The organism is Eubacteriaceae bacterium Marseille-Q4139 (assembly GCA_018223415.1).
In the GTDB taxonomy this organism is placed as follows: Bacteria; Bacillota; Clostridia; order Lachnospirales; family Lachnospiraceae; genus CABSIM01.
This window is the reverse complement of the sequence record JAGTTQ010000001.1, coordinates 1,299,012-1,314,508: the sequence shown is the minus strand read 5'-3', so window position 1 is coordinate 1,314,508 and position 15,497 is coordinate 1,299,012. Positions and strand designations below refer to the sequence as shown.

Annotated in this window: 16 protein-coding genes; all 16 read left to right on the top strand. The window is 53.9% G+C overall.

The genetic code is table 11. The features are described from left to right. Positions 1-2: 2 nt before the first annotated feature. The 16 genes from KE531_06335 to KE531_06260 all read left to right on the top strand — a co-directional run bounded on the left by KE531_06335 (position 3) and on the right by KE531_06260 (position 15,465). Positions 3-644 (top strand): ABC transporter permease, encoded by a 642-nt coding sequence (locus KE531_06335; GenBank protein MBR9953243.1) that lies wholly within the window; start codon positions 3-5, stop codon positions 642-644. Continuing rightward, entirely contained in the window at positions 641-2,170 is a 1,530-nt protein-coding gene (locus KE531_06330; protein ID MBR9953242.1) for an ABC transporter permease subunit, read from the top strand. Before KE531_06335 ends, KE531_06330 begins: the two co-directional genes overlap by 4 nt. Before the next feature lie 86 nt (positions 2,171-2,256). Continuing rightward, positions 2,257-2,412: a hypothetical protein gene (locus KE531_06325; GenBank protein ID MBR9953241.1), complete on the top strand. Its 156-nt coding sequence runs from the start codon at positions 2,257-2,259 to the stop codon at positions 2,410-2,412. Next, positions 2,412-4,178, top strand: coding sequence for a sigma 54-interacting transcriptional regulator (locus tag KE531_06320; protein MBR9953240.1), 1,767 nt, complete (start codon positions 2,412-2,414; stop codon positions 4,176-4,178). The genes KE531_06325 and KE531_06320 overlap by 1 nt, the downstream gene beginning before the upstream one ends. A 28-nt stretch (positions 4,179-4,206) precedes the next feature. Then, positions 4,207-4,614 (top strand): DUF3899 domain-containing protein, encoded by a 408-nt coding sequence (locus KE531_06315; protein ID MBR9953239.1) that lies wholly within the window; start codon positions 4,207-4,209, stop codon positions 4,612-4,614. Positions 4,615-4,949: 335 nt separating this feature from the next. Next, positions 4,950-6,785 carry a peptide ABC transporter substrate-binding protein gene (locus KE531_06310; protein ID MBR9953238.1) on the top strand — a complete coding sequence of 612 codons (1,836 nt, stop codon included), beginning with the start codon at positions 4,950-4,952 and terminating at the stop codon, positions 6,783-6,785. A 112-nt stretch (positions 6,786-6,897) separates the two neighbouring features. Then, positions 6,898-7,848, top strand: a complete 951-nt coding sequence (locus tag KE531_06305; GenBank protein ID MBR9953237.1) for an ABC transporter permease — start codon at positions 6,898-6,900, stop codon at positions 7,846-7,848. Further along, entirely contained in the window at positions 7,848-8,996 is a 1,149-nt protein-coding gene (locus tag KE531_06300; GenBank protein MBR9953236.1) for an ABC transporter permease, read from the top strand. The genes KE531_06305 and KE531_06300 overlap by 1 nt, the downstream gene beginning before the upstream one ends. Before the next feature lie 17 nt (positions 8,997-9,013). Further along, positions 9,014-10,054 carry an ABC transporter ATP-binding protein gene (locus KE531_06295; GenBank protein ID MBR9953235.1) on the top strand — a complete coding sequence of 347 codons (1,041 nt, stop codon included), beginning with the start codon at positions 9,014-9,016 and terminating at the stop codon, positions 10,052-10,054. Then, the gene (locus KE531_06290; GenBank protein MBR9953234.1) at positions 10,047-11,000 is read left to right on the top strand and encodes an ATP-binding cassette domain-containing protein; all 954 of its coding nucleotides are present in this window, start codon (positions 10,047-10,049) and stop codon (positions 10,998-11,000) included. The genes KE531_06295 and KE531_06290 overlap by 8 nt, the downstream gene beginning before the upstream one ends. 273 nt (positions 11,001-11,273) lie before the next feature. Then, positions 11,274-11,510 (top strand): DUF3791 domain-containing protein, encoded by a 237-nt coding sequence (locus KE531_06285; GenBank protein MBR9953233.1) that lies wholly within the window; start codon positions 11,274-11,276, stop codon positions 11,508-11,510. Between the two features lies 1 nt (position 11,511). Then, positions 11,512-12,057: a DUF3990 domain-containing protein gene (locus tag KE531_06280; protein MBR9953232.1), complete on the top strand. Its 546-nt coding sequence runs from the start codon at positions 11,512-11,514 to the stop codon at positions 12,055-12,057. After that, positions 12,054-12,293 carry a hypothetical protein gene (locus KE531_06275; GenBank protein ID MBR9953231.1) on the top strand — a complete coding sequence of 80 codons (240 nt, stop codon included), beginning with the start codon at positions 12,054-12,056 and terminating at the stop codon, positions 12,291-12,293. The genes KE531_06280 and KE531_06275 overlap by 4 nt, the downstream gene beginning before the upstream one ends. Positions 12,294-12,644: 351 nt before the next feature. Then, entirely contained in the window at positions 12,645-13,526 is an 882-nt protein-coding gene (locus KE531_06270; protein MBR9953230.1) for a ribokinase, read from the top strand. 143 nt (positions 13,527-13,669) lie between these two features. Further along, positions 13,670-14,455, top strand: a complete 786-nt coding sequence (locus tag KE531_06265) for an SIMPL domain-containing protein (protein MBR9953229.1) — start codon at positions 13,670-13,672, stop codon at positions 14,453-14,455. Positions 14,456-14,505: 50 nt separating this feature from the next. Continuing rightward, positions 14,506-15,465, top strand: coding sequence for a hypothetical protein (locus KE531_06260; protein ID MBR9953228.1), 960 nt, complete (start codon positions 14,506-14,508; stop codon positions 15,463-15,465). Positions 15,466-15,497 lie beyond the last annotated feature (32 nt).

Here is a 15,497-nt window from a genome sequence, read left to right as displayed (position 1 = left end):
AAATGGGCGGATTGATTGAGACTTACGGGGCCATGCTTTTGCGGGCAATCGGGATCCATACGGTTTACGTCCTGGTTTCGGTCACAATCGGCTTTGTCCTCGGCCTGCTTCTGGGAATCCTGCTTTCCAGAGTTCCTAAATGGTCGGGGATGATCATGCCGGTTCTTTCCATTTTCCAGACGATCCCGGGCCTTGTTTTTATCGGCGTTTTATTTATCTGGTGGGGCATGATTTACCCGACAGTGATTGTCGCCCTGACGGTTTACGCCATGTTCCCGGTGCTGAAAAACACCTACACAGGCATTGTGAGCGTGGACGGAAAATACCTGGAGGCGGCCCGCGGCTGCGGCATGTCGCCGTTCCAGATCCTTTATAAAGTGGAGCTGCCCCTTGCCATGCCGACGATCATCGCCGGTCTCCGGATGGCGGCAGTCTACACGGTCTCCTGGGCCGTGCTGGCATCCATGATCGGACTCGGCGGACTCGGGGACTTTGTCTACCAGGGGACGTCCTCCAACAACAATACCCTGATTTTAATCGGCGCCATCCCGGCGGCCGTCCTGGCGATTCTAATCGGCTCGCTCATCGACTGGCTCCAGAAAAAGGTGACGCCAAGGGGGCTTAGAAAGGAGGTGCGCCGATGACATGGTCTCTTATTTGGGAGCACTTATTCCTCGTGCTGGCCTCCGGCATTCTGTCGATTGTGATCGGCCTGCCTCTTGGAATCTGCGCCTATGTGTACCCAAAGGCGCGGGGCATTATTTTGCGCGTCGTTGACCTGCTCCAGACGGTGCCGTCCCTGGCGCTCCTCGGCATCATCATGGTGTTTTTGGGCGCAGGGAAGGTGACGGTTGTCGTGGGCATTACGCTGTACTCGCTGCTTCCCATTGTGCGGAACACCTGCCTGGGGCTTCAGGAGGTGGATCCCGGCGTCAAGGAGGCGGCCCGCGGCATGGGCATGAGCAAGGCCTACCGCGTCCTTATGGTGGAGTTCCCGCTGGCATTCCCGACGGTGTTCACCGGAATCCGGATTGCCATCGTAAATGCCATCGGCTCTGCTGTTTTCGCTGCCTTTGTGGGCGGCGGCGGTCTGGGTACCGTCATCAACCGCGGCATCCGCATTCAGGACATGGGGCTGATTCTCGGCGCGACGGCGGTTCTCATGGTGATTGCCGTCCTTTTGGATACGCTCATGGGCTGGTTTGAAAAGAAGATGAAGGAAGGGCACGGCGGCTCGAGGGCCATGTGGATTCCCGTGGCCGTGGTGCTCGGCGCGTTCCTTCTTGTTCTGCCATACGGAACCGGTTCGGCTTCCGGCAGCAAATCAGACACCATTTATGTGTACGACCTCAACTACACGGAGCCGCAGATTGTCGTGCGGATGGCGAAGCTTCTCGTGGAAGACAGGACGGATTTAAGCGTCGTCGTCATGGACGAGATGAGCAGCGTCAATGCCTTCAACGAATTGACGGCCGCAGAACCCCAGGGAGATTTCATCATGGGCTACGACGGCACGCTTTTAACGACTTATTTGGGACTTGACACGGCGGATATTCCCGAGGGGCAGAGCCTTTATGACTTTGCCAACGAAAAGGGCATGGAACGGTACGGCGTCCGGCTTTTAGGAAAGCTGGGGCTTGACAATACCTATGCCATCGCCGTTCCTGAGAAGCTGGCCGAAGAGTACGGCCTGGAATGCATCAGCGACCTGGTGCCCATTGCGAACCAGCTTGTCTTCGGCGCCGAGCATGAGTTCTTTACCGAAGAGGGCAGCATGAAATACGGCCCGTTTGCGGCCCACTACGGCCTGAATTTCAAAAAGACGGCGCCGGTGGATCTGGGGCTTAAGTACAACGCCGTGGAAAACGGGAGCTTTGACGTGACGGTGGTGTACGCGACGGATGGTTTGAACCGGAAGGCCGGCCTTAAAATCCTGGAAGACGATTTGAACTTCTTCCCGGAGTACAACGGGGCGCTTCTGTTCCGGGACGACGTGTTTGAGCGGGTTTCTGACATTGCGCCGGATCTGGAAGAGGTGTTGAATCTCCTGGAAGGCCAGGTGACGACCGAAGACATGGTGAACCTGACGTATGAAGTGGACGTCGAGGGACGCGATCTTGATACGGCAGCCCGGGAGTTCCTGGTGGAAAAGGGGCTTTTGGCGGAATAGATTTTCCTGTACTTCCTGCCGTCCGGGTGCTATACTTTGGAGAGAATTGGTTTCAGATCTGCACCTGAAGACCAGGAGGGATAAAATTGAAGCATAAGGTACTGCTGTTATCAAAGAGCCCGTCGACGAGCATCGGGCTCCGGTCTTATCTGACGAATATTTTTGGCCCGTACATCGACCTGGAGGCGTGCCTGACGGACATTGTGACGCGGGAATTTTTTGCGGGGGGGGGGCAGAATTAGTGCTCTTTGCCTCCGACGCGGCCTTCCAGGCTGCGGAGCCGTTCATGCCGGAGCCGACCCCATATATCCGGTGCGTGCGGACGTTTAACTACACGTATCTCCACAGGATCCTGACAATCCCGTCAGGCGAGAAGGTTTACGTGGTAAACGACACGCTTGCCAACGCCCGGCTGGCGATTGAGATGCTCGGGCAGGTGGGGTTAAGCCAGTATCACTTCCTGCCGTTCGGCCCCGGCGCCGGCGAGACGGATCCGGAGGTGCGCTACGCCGTGACCGTCGGGGAATCCAGGCTTGTTCCCAAGTACATCCCCAACGTGGTGGATGTGGGAATCCGCGTGCCGGATATCTCCACGATTGCCGGGATTGCGGCATTTTTTGGACTGCCCATGGGGTTGGTGGATGAGGTGACGAAGAATTTCATCAGCCAGTATGTCCAGCTTTTAAAGGTGGCAAATCACAGGCTGGAACAGGCCAACAATACGAAATTTCTGACCCAGAGCATCATTACCAACATCGGCACCGGCGTCTGCGTCGTCAACGGCCGCGGGGCCATCACCCTTGTGAACCGCCCGTTTGCAGAGGCACTTTCTATCGAGAAGCCGCGTCTCGTGGGCATGCTTCTTAAGGAGGCGGCGCCGGAATTTTACCGGCAGCTTTTAGAGGCGCGAAGGCGCGGCGGGAACCATGTTATGCTGGGGGAGGAAGGAACAGGCATTGTGGTGCTGTTCCAGGAAATTGAGGATTTTGCCCATGAAAAGCTGCTGTTTCTCCACTGCCAGCCGGGGGCAGCGGCACGGGCTCCCCGGGATGTGCGGAAACCGGAAGAGGCAGCCTGCCGCTTTGAGGATTATCTGACCGGGGACAAAAAGACGAAGGCCATGCTGGAGACGGCGAAGCGGATGTCCCTGACGGATTTCCGAATCCTGATTGAAGGGGAGAACGGGACGGGAAAACACCTGCTTGCCCAGGCCATCCACAGCAATTCCGGCGCCAGCACACACCCGTTTTACAGGCTCCATCTGACGGCGCTCTCCGAAGAGGAGACCATCCGAAAGCTTGCGGAAATCTATGAGGGGAACATCTTTGCAGACGGGAAAGGGACGCTTTATCTCGACGGCGTCCAATGCCTGACGGAGAAGCTCCAGCGGGAGGTGCTCAGGCTTCTTGATGCCAGGAAAGGGCTGCGGATTATCTCTTCCTCGCCAAGGAGCCTCTATGAGATGTGTCAGGAGGGGGACTTCCTTCCGGAGCTGTTCTTCCGCCTCGGCGAGGTTTCGGCGGAGACAGTCCCGGTCAGGGAACGGCCGGAGGACATCCGCCTTCTCTGTGAATACTTCCTCAGAAACCTCTGCGGAAATCCTGCCCTTACGTGGGAAGAGCTGTTCGGCGACGGCCTGCGCCGCGTCTTAAACCAATATCCCTGGCCGGGAAATGTGAAGGAAATCGCCAACATGTGCAAGTACCTCTCCTGTATCCAAAGCGGCGGCCGTTTCCATGAAAAAGATCTTCCGCCGTACATGCTGGCATGGGTGAGGGCACGTCAGGAGCGTGTTGGGCCGTTGGAACGGGAGCTGTTATCCTTTATCGGGAGCCATCCGGGAATCGGGCGCGCCAGGCTCTGCGCGGAGCTGGAAACCCGAGGGATGGAAGTCTCGGAGGGGAAAATCCGCAGCCTCTTAAGGAACCTGGCCGACCGCGGCCTCATAAAGGCCAACAGGACGCGGGGCGGCTGCGAGCTGACGGAAGAGGGGGAGATTCTTCTCTAGGACATGAACATGCAGGAGGAAGAAAGACATGAATCATTTTTCCATCAGGAGCTTCCGAAACTTTCTGGCCGCAGGCGCTGCGGCCGGCATCCTTTATTTCCTGTTCAGTCATGAGGCCGAAGCGTCGTACCGGATAATCAACTGCCTGTTCCTTGGCGGCATGCTGCCGTTTATCTGGGGCGCGGCCAGGTTCATCCGCGGCTCCGGTACCTTCGACCTCTTTGTGTACAGCCACAGGAAGGTGTGGAAATACGGAAAACGCCACGAAAAAGAAGAAGAAGAGAACGAGGCCATTGCCCCCGGGACGACGGAAACCCTTGGGAGCTATTACGACTACCTTTCGGAAAAGAAAAAAGGGCCGTCCTGCCTGGAACCGCTGGCAGCCGGAGCCGTCTTTTTGATCCTTTCCTTTCTCGGCACATGGATCGTTTTTTAAGCCGCATATATGGAAGCTTTCAGCAGAAAGCCGTACTTTTGAGAGTTTTTGCTCCTAAAGTACGGCTTTTTTCATATATATAGCAGGAGAGCCCAAGACGGTCTGATTAGGCAGATAAAGATGAAAAATACCTGTTTAAACTGCCCAAACAGAAAAAAGACGGCCGGTCGGGGCTTAAGAGGAGGGAATGGATTTGACGATGTATTTTGTCGAAATGTATAATCAGAACATGTAAAAAAGAGAAATTTAACAAAAACAGACAGGACTTATCGGGAAAAGTATGGTTTTTGAGGGCGTCACGCCCTGAAAAATAGAAGAAGAAAGGGGAGTTTTCTATGAAAAAACGAGCAGTATCAATCCTTCTGGCATGTGCCGTGACAGCAGGCCTCCTTTCCGGATGCAGCAGCGAGCCGAAGAATCCGGGAGATTCCGGAAACGAGACAACGGCGGCAGCGGCATCCACCGAGGCGGCAGGCGAGACGTCAGGCGGGGAAACCGAAGCGGCGGAGAGCGCAGAAGCCACAGGCGGCGTGTTCCGCAACTACCTGACGACGGATATTGATACGATCAATCCGCACATCTACACGGCCAGCGCCAGCGCCGATGTTTTCGGCATGACCTCGCTCCTTCTCTACCGCGATTACCCGACGGCTGACGCCACGGCTTTCGAGTACGTGCCGGAGCTTGCCGAGTCTGAGCCGGAGCAGGTGGACGAGGAAGGAAAGGTATGGCACATCAAGCTGCGTGAAAATGCGAAGTGGGAGACTGGTGAGGCCATCACCGTTGACGACGTGATTTATTCGTTCCAGATGTGTCTGGATCCGCTTCTCGTCAACAACCGCGCATCCCAGCTTGCCAGCGACTATATCACCATCACGAAAGCGACCGATTACTACCTTCAGGGAACGGAAGGCACGGTTTCCTGGGATGAAGTGGGAATCAAAAAGGCCGACGACTACACGCTGGAGCTTCTCCTTGACGCCCCGGTAACGGCTGACGATATCAAAGCCCATTTTAACTACGCATGGACCTGCGTCATCCACAAGCCGACTTATGAGGCCTGCATGAACGACGACAGGACAAATACCACCTACGGCTCCAATCTGGACTCCTATAAGAGCTGCGGAGCTTTCATCTTAAAAGAATGGATCCCCGGCTCCCTGTTCCGCTATGAGGCGAACCCGGACTACGTCCTGGCCGACAAAATCAAGTTAGACGGCTACGAATACCGTGTGGTCGGCGACAGGAATACGGCGTTGGAGCTTTACTTAAACAACGAGCTGGAAGTGGTTTCCCTAAGCCCTGAAGCCATCGAGCAGTACATCGACGACCCGAGCATCAAGACGGCCCCCGCAACATCGATCCAGACAATCTGCATCAACCATCAGAACACCGAGAACAACGGCATCCTCGGGAACTTAAACTTCCGGAAAGCCCTGTTCTATGCCATCGACCGCGAAAGCATTGCAAAGATGACAAACGGCATCCCATCCAATTATCTGGTGGCCTCCAAGTGCCTTGGACTTGACGGCCAGACCTTCCGAAACATGCCGGAGTCTTCCGAGTACCTGACCGAAAACCTGGGCTACGATCCGGAGCTTGCAAAGGAATACTACGACAAGGCCATGGAGGAAAGCGGCCTCACAAGCCTGACCTTAACGCTCCAGTACAACGAAACCAGCGCCAACAACAAGGCGGCCTCCGAGTTCTTACATAAGACCCTGCCGGATATCTTCGGTGACACCTTTACCTTAGAGCTGATGGCAGCGCCGAGCTCGGTTCTCACCACCTATATCCAGGGCTGGAAGAATGGGGATCCCAACAGCTTTGAGCTCCAGTGGAGAGGCTGGAACACCAGTACGCCGGCCCCGTGGAACGGCCTTAAGGTTTACACCAGCATGTACTCCAACAAGAACGAGCCGTATTACAACGAAGAATACGACGCCCTCTGGGAGACGGCAAACTACGACATCGAGGCGAAGCTCGATCCGGAATACCGCATGGAGCTGACGAGAGAGATGGAGAAAATCGCGCTGGACGACGTGGTATGCGTCCCGGCCTACGAAGCGCCGAGCTACTACCTCATCAGCCCGCGGGTTCATCTGGTAACGCAGAACTATATTCCGGGCTATGGCTTTGGATATATCCTGAGCTCCGTAGATGCCCAGTAGCGTTATGACATAACCGGAATGCCTGCCGTCAGAATCAGCGTGGCGGCAGGCATTTCCCGATTTACGCGGCGCTGGCTGCACTGCCAAAAGCCGTTTGGAAAGGAACTTGGGTATGGCAAAATATTTTATACAGCGAATTGTGGCAATGCTCTTAACCTTATTTATCATCATCACCATCGGCTTCATGGTAATCCGCCTGATGCCGGGCGGGATCTTTGATGATGCCGTGGACATGACGTTTGAGCAGCGGGCGGCCCTGGAGGCAAAGTACAATCTGGATAAACCGATCCCGGTGCAGTATGCGCTGTTTTTAAAGGGGCTTGTTCTGGAAGGCGATTGGGGGACTTCCTTAAAGCTCTACATCAACGTCCCGGTCTGGGACATCATAAAGACAAAAATCCCCGTGACCCTCTATATCAATTTTTTTTCCCTGTTAATTTCGCTGCCCCTCGGCATTATTTTCGGCGTCGTGGCAGCCATACGGAAGAATACGGTCACGGACTATCTGATTTCGTTCATGGTTGTCATTTTCATCTCGGTGCCGTCGTTCATTTTCGCCACGCTGCTCCAGTATTTCGTGGCCTTTAAGGGCGGCCTGTTCCCGATCATCTACGACGCCACATCCACAGGCATGGACCGGCTCTACGGTCTGGCGCTCCCGATCATCGCCCTGTCTTTAAGCCCCATTGCCAGGGTTACAAGATACTTAAGGGCAGAGCTTGCGGAGACCATCAACGCCGACTTCATGCTGCTTGCAAAGACAAAGGGCCTCACGGAGCGGCAGGCCACCATCAACCACGGGATCCGCAATTCCCTGCTCCCGCTCATGAACATCATCGTCCCGATGTTTACGGGCATCATGGGCGGCAGCCTCGTCATTGAGACGATTTTCTCGATTCCCGGCATGGGCGGCATCATGGTAAATTCCATCAATGCCCCGGACTACACCGTGACGCTTGCGACCCTGATTTTCTATACGCTGGTGTCCTTAATCACCGTGCTTGTGGTTGACCTTTCCTACGGGATCATTGACCCGCGCGTCAGGATGGGAGGGAAGAAATAATGGCGAAATTCTATTCTCCTGATAATGAGGAATACAAAATTGAAAAAGAAAAGCTGGAATTTGTCCAGATGGGAGACGCCATCGCCGATGAAAAATTCCAGGATAAGCCCATCGGCTTCTTTAAGGACGCCATGCTGCGGTTCTGCAAGAGCCGGGTTTCCATCGCGGCCTTTATCGGGATTTTAGTGATCCTGGTGTTTGCCATTTTCGCGCCGATTATGAGCCGCTGGGACTACAACGACCAGGATTTAAACAGGATCAACCTGCCGCCGAAGATGCCTGTACTGGAAAACTTCGGGCTTTTAGACGGCACCAGGTGGCTGACGAACCGCCGCGTGGATGCCCTGGACGATACGAACCGCTATCCCGAGGGCAGTATCTTAAAGGTCATCAACCACCGGACGGTGCAGGGCGTCGAGATGTGCGATGTGAAGGTGGACTACTATAAATACTCCGGCCTCGAGGACGGGACGTATTTCTGGATGGGCACCGATTATCTGGGCCGCGACCTCTGGGTACGCATGTGGCGGGGCGCCAGGGTGTCCTTAGTCATCGCCTTTGTTTCCGTGTTCTGCAACGTGTTCATCGGCATCGTCTACGGCTCCATTGCCGGCTATTACGGCGGCAAAACCGACATGATTATGATGCGTATCACAGAGATCATCGGCGCATTCCCGGAGATCGTCGTGGTGACGCTATTCATCCTGTTTTTCGGCACCGGCATGATGTCCATCATCCTCTGTCTCATCGTCCAGAACTGGATCGGCACGGCCAGGATGATCCGTTCCCAGTTCTACCGGTATAAAGGAAGCGAGTACGTGCTGGCGGCCAGGACGCTCGGCGTCAAGGACATGGCGCTGATTTTCCGCCACATCCTGCCGAACTCCATCGGCCCCATCATTACAAGGGCCATGGTTGCGATTCCAGGCGCTATTTTTACGGAGTCTTTCCTGGCGTACATCGGCCTCGGAATCCGTGCGCCGGAGGCGTCCATCGGCGTCCTTTTGTCCCAGGGGCAGAAGGTCATGCAGCAGTACCCGAACCAGGTATTCTTCCCGGCCGTTGTGATTTCCCTTCTGATGATCGCGTTCAACATGCTTTCAAACGGCTTAAGAGATGCCTTTGACCCGACCCAGAGAGGCGCATAGAGGAAGGAGGAGACAGTATGGAACCTATTTTAAGCGTAAAAGATCTTTCCGTGTCCTTTAAGGCATTCTCCGGGACCGTGCGGGCCGTCCGCGACGTGAATTTCGACCTTTATAAGGGCGAGACGCTGGCGATTGTGGGCGAGTCCGGCTCGGGGAAATCCGTGACGACAAAGGCCATTTTGGGGATTCTGCCGAAAAACGGGCACATTGATAACGGCGAGGTTTTGTACCGCGGCGAGGACATGACGAAATACAAGGAAAAGGATTTCTATAAAATCAGGGGAAAGCGGATTTCCCTGGTGTTCCAGGATCCCCTTTCCGCCTTGAATCCCATCATGAAAATCGGAAAGCAGATCACGGAGGCATTGATTTTAAGCAAATCCATCGAACGCTCCAAAGCCAAGGAGCGGGCCATCGAGCTTATGGAGGCCGTGGGAATCCCAAACGCGGCGGAGCGGTACGACGCATACCCGTTCCAGTTTTCCGGCGGCATGCGCCAGAGGATCGTCATCGCCATCGCCCTTGCCAGCAACCCGGAAATCTTAATCTGCGACGAGCCGACGACGGCCCTCGATGTGACGATTCAGGCGAGGATTCTGGAGCTTATCAATGAGATGAAAAAGGAGCGGAACCTCTCCATCATTTTCATCACCCATGACCTCGGCGTTGTCGCCAACATGGCCGACAGGGTCTGCGTCATGTACGCCGGGCGCATCGTCGAGGTGGGTACCTGCGAGGACATCTTCTACCGGCCGGCCCATCCCTATACCTGGGCGCTTTTATCGGCCATGCCCGACCTGCACACGAAAGAGACGTTATTTTCCATCCCCGGCGCGCCGCCCAACATGCTGCACCCGCCGGCAGGCGACGCGTTTGCGGCCAGGAATAAGTATGCGTTAAAGATTGATTTTGAAAAGGAGCCGCCGTATTTCAAGCTCTCCGATACCCACTATGCGGCCACCTGGCTTCTCCATCCCGACGCGCCGAAGGTGGAGCTGCCGGAGATTTTAAGGCACAGGATTGCCAGGATGAGGGAGGAGGCAGCACAGAATGGATGACAGGAACCGAATTTTAGAGGTAGAGCATCTGAGCATGCATTTTGAGTCGAAAAAACGCGGGAAAACGTCGCTCGTAAAGGCCGTAGACGACGTGAGCTTTTATGTGAAGCGCGGCGAGACCTTTGGCCTCGTGGGCGAGTCCGGCTGCGGGAAGACGACGACGGGGCGCACGATTATCCGGCTTTACGACCCCACAGACGGCACCATCCGCTTTGACGGCACGGATATTTCGGGAAAGATCGATAAGAAGCTAAGGAAATATATTACCGACAACATCGCCATGATTTTCCAGGATCCCATCGCGTCGTTAAATCCCAGGATGACCGTGCAGGAGATCATTGCCGAGGGCTTAAAAATCCGCGGCGTAAAGGATCAGGCGGAGCTGCACCGCCGCGTGGTGGAGATGTTGGAGCATGTGGGGCTTCAGGCCGAGCATGCCTCCCGCTATCCTCATGAGTTTTCCGGCGGCCAAAGGCAGCGAATCGGCATTGCCAGGGCGCTGATCGTAAAGCCGCAGATGGTGATTGCCGACGAGCCGGTGTCGGCGCTGGACGTTTCCGTTCAGGCCCAGGTTATCAACCTGTTAAACCAGCTCAAAAGTGAGATGGGGCTTACGATTCTCTTCATCGCCCACAATTTGTCGGTCGTCAAGTATTTTTCCGACCGGATCGGCGTCATGTATTATGGGAAGCTGGTGGAAATGGCGGACTCCGACGAGCTTTTCGCCCATCCGATGCATCCCTACACGCGGGCGCTGTTATCGGCCATTCCGGAGCCGGATCCGGTGGCGGAGAAAAAGAGAAAGAAAATCCACTATGACCCGTCCATCCATCAGTACGGCGAGGGCGAACAGCCGTCCTACCATGAGGCGTCGCCGGGACATACGGTGTACTGTTCCGACAGGGAATTTGAGGAATATAAGAACGCGGTGAGCCCGGTGATCTGAGGATGGAAATTGTGGGGGCACGCACTCCGCGCAAAGGAATATGGCTGCTGGCGCAGCCGCGTTCCGGCGCGAGTGTGTGCCCCCCTGCCATGATAACAGGCAGATAGTACAAGAAAGAGCAATGCGTAAAAATACAGTGGCCTTCTCATATGCAGTTTGCTATAATAGGAGTGTAGGACATATAATGCAGTCCCCATCTTAAAATGGGAGTTTTTATGTCGGATGGAAAAATTTGTGTATGGCAACAGTAAATTATAGGAAGAAGGAATCAGCATGAGCGAGAAAACGCAGATCATATTTATGCAGGCGAGGATCATTCGCCTGGCTGCGAAAAAATGGAATACAGATATCCAAAAAGCCAATGAGCTCCTAAACAAATACGGCCTTCTGGAACTGATTGAAGCATGTTTTGAAACATTCCATACGGAGAGTGACCAGGCAGTATTTTGCGATTTGGAAGAAATACTGAAAAGCAAGGGGGTAGATATTGTTGCTGCGCTTGGGGAATGAAATGTTTCTTTATCACGGCAGTTATTGTGAAGTGGCAGTCCCTGATATTTCAAAATGCGCCGCTCACAAAGATTTTGGAAAAGGATTTTATCTGACGACATCAAAAGAACAGGCAGAAAAATTCATTGGAACAGCCCTCAAGAAAGCAAAAAGTCAGGGAATTATTTCTGAGGAACAGGAGTACGGCGTTGTGTCAACTTACTGTTTTACTCCAACAAAAAAGCTAAATTTGCACATCTTCACAGAAGCAGATACAGAATGGCTGCACTGTGTAGTGGCTCACAGAAAAGAAGGAACGTTCCCAGAAGTAAGACAACAGATAAATCAGTATGATATTGTTGCGGGGAAAATAGCGGATGATGCAACGAATTTTACGATTGTCGCCTATCTGTCAGGAGTATATGGAAGTATTGGTAGTGAAGAAGCAGACAGGTTTTGTATCAGCAGACTTTTGCCAGAACGGTTGAAAGATCAATTTTGTTTCCGGACAGAACGCGCAATTAGTTGTCTGAACTATGTGGGGAGCGAAAGAATATGGAGAAAATGATTGACGTATCGCAGGAACAAAAAGAATATGCAATTGATCTTTTGGTAACGCTTGTAGTAGAAGAACTGGAGAAAAATCCCGGCGGAAATTCCACAAGCCTGCTGAATGCATTCGTAGCATCGAAAACAGGCGCGCTGTTATATGATGAGTCTTCAAAATTGTGGTGGAATGGCCCGTCATATATCGCGGATATTTACCGGGAAGAATTGCAGAGGGAATTACAGAAAATATCCTGATTTTGCTTATACAGGGCTGCATGAATGAGGACAGGCCCGCCTGGCGGTATGGACGCCAGCGGGCCTTTTCGTATGGATAGAAAGAAGAAAGATTACAACTTGCAGTTAGCAAAAACTAACTATGCGGAAGTATAGCATATCTGCGGGAGAAATGCAAGAGGTTTCTTTTGGAAAAACAGTGAAAGATAGGCGGTTCTGCGGTATAATGACCGCATAGCGGTCATTATACCTGTGCATGCCGGTTTCCGCGCCCGCCGCGGAAATCCGGGCGCTAGATTCCGCCGGAGGCCCATGGCCGCATAGCGGACATGGTATAATGGAAATACGATTGAAAAAGATAGGAGGCCTCAGATGAAGGTACTTTGTTTTGGTTCCCTGAACATTGATTTTACATACCGTGTCCGCCATTTCGTGAAGAAAGGCGAGACGCTTGCGGCCGATTCCCTGCGAATTTACAGCGGCGGAAAAGGCATGAACCAGTCCATTGCGCTGGCGCGGGCCGGGGCGTCTGTCTGGCACGCCGGAGCTGTCGGGGAGGACGGGCTGTTCCTCATAAAAGAACTGAAGGCAGCCGGTGTCCGGACGGAGCTTATTGAAATCCGAGAGGAGGAGCGGACGGGAAACGCGATTATCCAGAATGATGCGGCCGGCGACAACTGTATCCTGCTTTACGGCGGCGCCAACCGGACGATTACGAGGGAACAGGCAGACCGGGCCCTTTCCGGTTTTGGCCCCGGCGATTTCCTCGTCCTTCAGAATGAGGTGAACGGGCTTCCCTATATTATGGAGCGGGCGAAAGAAAAGGGGATGCAGATTGCCTTCAACCCGTCGCCCATGGACGAGGCTGTTTTTGCCTGTCCTCTTGAGGCTGTGGGGACGTTCCTTTTAAATGAGGTGGAGGCGGCACAGCTTACGGGAAGTACGGGCGGCATGGAGCCGGAAGCCATGCTTGCGGCGCTTTTTGAAAAATTTCCCGATGCCGCCGTGGTGTTGACTTTGGGTGAAAAGGGCGCTTATTATCAAAAGGGCGGAACATGCATGTTCCAGCCGGCCTTTCCGGTGAAAGCCGTGGACACGACGGCGGCCGGAGACACGTTCACGGGCTACCTGATTGCAGGGCTTTCCAAAGGTATGCCGGTAAAAGAGGCCATGTCCCTGGCGGCAAAGGCAGCATCCATCGCCGTGACCCGTCCCGGCGCCGGGCCGTCAATCCCGAAACTGGAAGAAATTTAAGGAAAGGATAGCAGATTTTAACAATTCGGACATGAAAACGTAAGAGAAAAGACTGCGGAACGCAAGGATTTCCTGCTAAAATGAATATAACAGAAAAAGGAAACATGGCTGCTTATGCAGCGCGTCTTTTAGGAGGAGATATTATGAAAAGAAGCCATTTGATTATCATTCTTGGAACCATTGCGGCCGGCGCAGTCTTTCTGTCGGCCTGTGCGAGCCAGGCTTCCGCGAGCCTTCCGGAGGTCATTAAGGTTCAGAACGTAGGAGAAAACGGAGAAGGCACGTTAAACGTCGTAAGCCGCGAAACCGTAAAAGTGGTGCCGGACATGGCAAAAATCGTCTACGGGATCACGACGGAAAATGAAGATGCGGCCGTATGCCAGCAGGAGAACACGGAAAAATTAAATGCAGTTATCGAGTATTTAAAGGGACTTGGGTACGACGAAGGTTCGATCCAGACGTCTGATTTTTCCCTGAACCCGCGCTATGACTGGAGCGGGAATACCCAGAAGCTTGTGGGATATGAGATGACGACCAGGCTGACGCTCACGAATGTGCCGGTGGATGATCTGGGCAGTCTGATTTCCGATACGGTGGGGACGGGCGCCAACGAGATCTATTACGTTTCCTATTTTTCCAGCAAGTACGATGAGTGCTATCAGGAGGCGTTAAAAATGGCAGTGGAGAGCGCCCGCGCAAAGGCGGAGACATTGGCCGCGGCCGGTGGGCAGAAGCTCGGCGCCATCGTGAGCATGCAGGAGTACAGCGACAGCCAGTCGGGAAGATACATCGCTTCCGGCATAAACTTAGAATCCGGCGCAGGCGCCGTGGCGGAAACTGCGGCAGCGACCATGGACATGGCCGTGATGCCCGGGGAGATGGAAGTGAGCGCGCAGGTGAGCGTGGATTTTGCGCTGGCGGGGGAGTAACCGTTTAAGTGTGTCTGGCCGCTGTGAACCTGGCAGAACAGGAGGAAGTTATGAAAAAGAAGGAAAGTAAGGTATTTCTTTTGCTGGCATCGCTTTGTTTGCTTTTGGGAGGCTGCGGGAATGCCTCGTCCGGACAGGACGGGAAAGCGCCTTCTGTGACAGCGGGTGAAACAGAAAAGACTGCGGAGGCAGAAACGGTGACGGCAGGGGAAATTTCCGGCGAAACAGAAAAAGAGCCGGAAAAAGAAACTGCCGGTGAGACGGAAGAAACGAAAAAATCGGTGCCGGAGACGCCAAAGGTTCCGCCTGCTGCCCCGGTCGGGAACCTGAGTGAGCTTTTGTTTGAGAGGGATGATGTCGATGAGGTTCTGGTCGTAATCGGCCGAAATGGCCTTGACGATATCACGATTAAGACGAGCGAGGAAGAAAAGAATGCCATTCTGGATCTTTTGTATGCAGCAGATCTCAGTGAATGGGAGGACTGCGAAAGAGAGGGAGGAGCGAATGCTGACTTCAAGATCCGGAGCGGTGAGACAGAGGTGAAGCTTTCGGTCTATGATGGCATCGAGGGCATCACTGACGGGGAAAAGCAGTATATTGCGGTCAGCGATGCGAACCGGCTCCCGCTTGCGAAAATCGAAGGGCCAAAGGGTACCATTGATTTCCAGAGCCTTTCCGGACTGGCTGAGAGTGTGCGGCTTAATACCGATGACCCGGGCTATTCCGGCACGGCTTACGTTCCGGCAACGGGAGAAGAAACCAAGCTCAATAAAAGCACCTGCGGCTATGCACTATATTTCTTTGAAACTGCGCTTAAGGAAGAAACACTTGATTCTCCGGAGGATCCGGCCGCCTATGACGTCCGGATCGAAATCGGCGATACGGTTTATGAGCTTCAGAGTGATTCCGGGTTCTTTGCCAGGACAGATGCGGATGGAACGGCTTACGGAACGGTAAGCGAATACGGGCTTTCCTTAATTCTTGTGGGAAATATCTACTTAGGGCCTTAACCGTCTGGACAACCGCCGTTTCCTCTGCTAAA

Coding starts and splice junctions, on each gene's coding strand:
- KE531_06300 (MBR9953236.1), top strand. CDS start 7,848: ATGGCGAAATTCTATTCTCCTGATAATGAGGAATACAAAATTGAAAAA.
- KE531_06335 (MBR9953243.1), top strand. CDS start 3: ATGGGCGGATTGATTGAGACTTACGGGGCCATGCTTTTGCGGGCAATC.
- KE531_06310 (MBR9953238.1), top strand. CDS start 4,950: ATGAAAAAACGAGCAGTATCAATCCTTCTGGCATGTGCCGTGACAGCA.
- KE531_06305 (MBR9953237.1), top strand. CDS start 6,898: ATGGCAAAATATTTTATACAGCGAATTGTGGCAATGCTCTTAACCTTA.
- KE531_06270 (MBR9953230.1), top strand. CDS start 12,645: ATGAAGGTACTTTGTTTTGGTTCCCTGAACATTGATTTTACATACCGT.
- KE531_06330 (MBR9953242.1), top strand. CDS start 641: ATGACATGGTCTCTTATTTGGGAGCACTTATTCCTCGTGCTGGCCTCC.
- KE531_06280 (MBR9953232.1), top strand. CDS start 11,512: ATGTTTCTTTATCACGGCAGTTATTGTGAAGTGGCAGTCCCTGATATT.
- KE531_06265 (MBR9953229.1), top strand. CDS start 13,670: ATGAAAAGAAGCCATTTGATTATCATTCTTGGAACCATTGCGGCCGGC.
- KE531_06295 (MBR9953235.1), top strand. CDS start 9,014: ATGGAACCTATTTTAAGCGTAAAAGATCTTTCCGTGTCCTTTAAGGCA.
- KE531_06275 (MBR9953231.1), top strand. CDS start 12,054: ATGATTGACGTATCGCAGGAACAAAAAGAATATGCAATTGATCTTTTG.
- KE531_06290 (MBR9953234.1), top strand. CDS start 10,047: ATGGATGACAGGAACCGAATTTTAGAGGTAGAGCATCTGAGCATGCAT.
- KE531_06315 (MBR9953239.1), top strand. CDS start 4,207: ATGAATCATTTTTCCATCAGGAGCTTCCGAAACTTTCTGGCCGCAGGC.
- KE531_06260 (MBR9953228.1), top strand. CDS start 14,506: ATGAAAAAGAAGGAAAGTAAGGTATTTCTTTTGCTGGCATCGCTTTGT.
- KE531_06285 (MBR9953233.1), top strand. CDS start 11,274: ATGAGCGAGAAAACGCAGATCATATTTATGCAGGCGAGGATCATTCGC.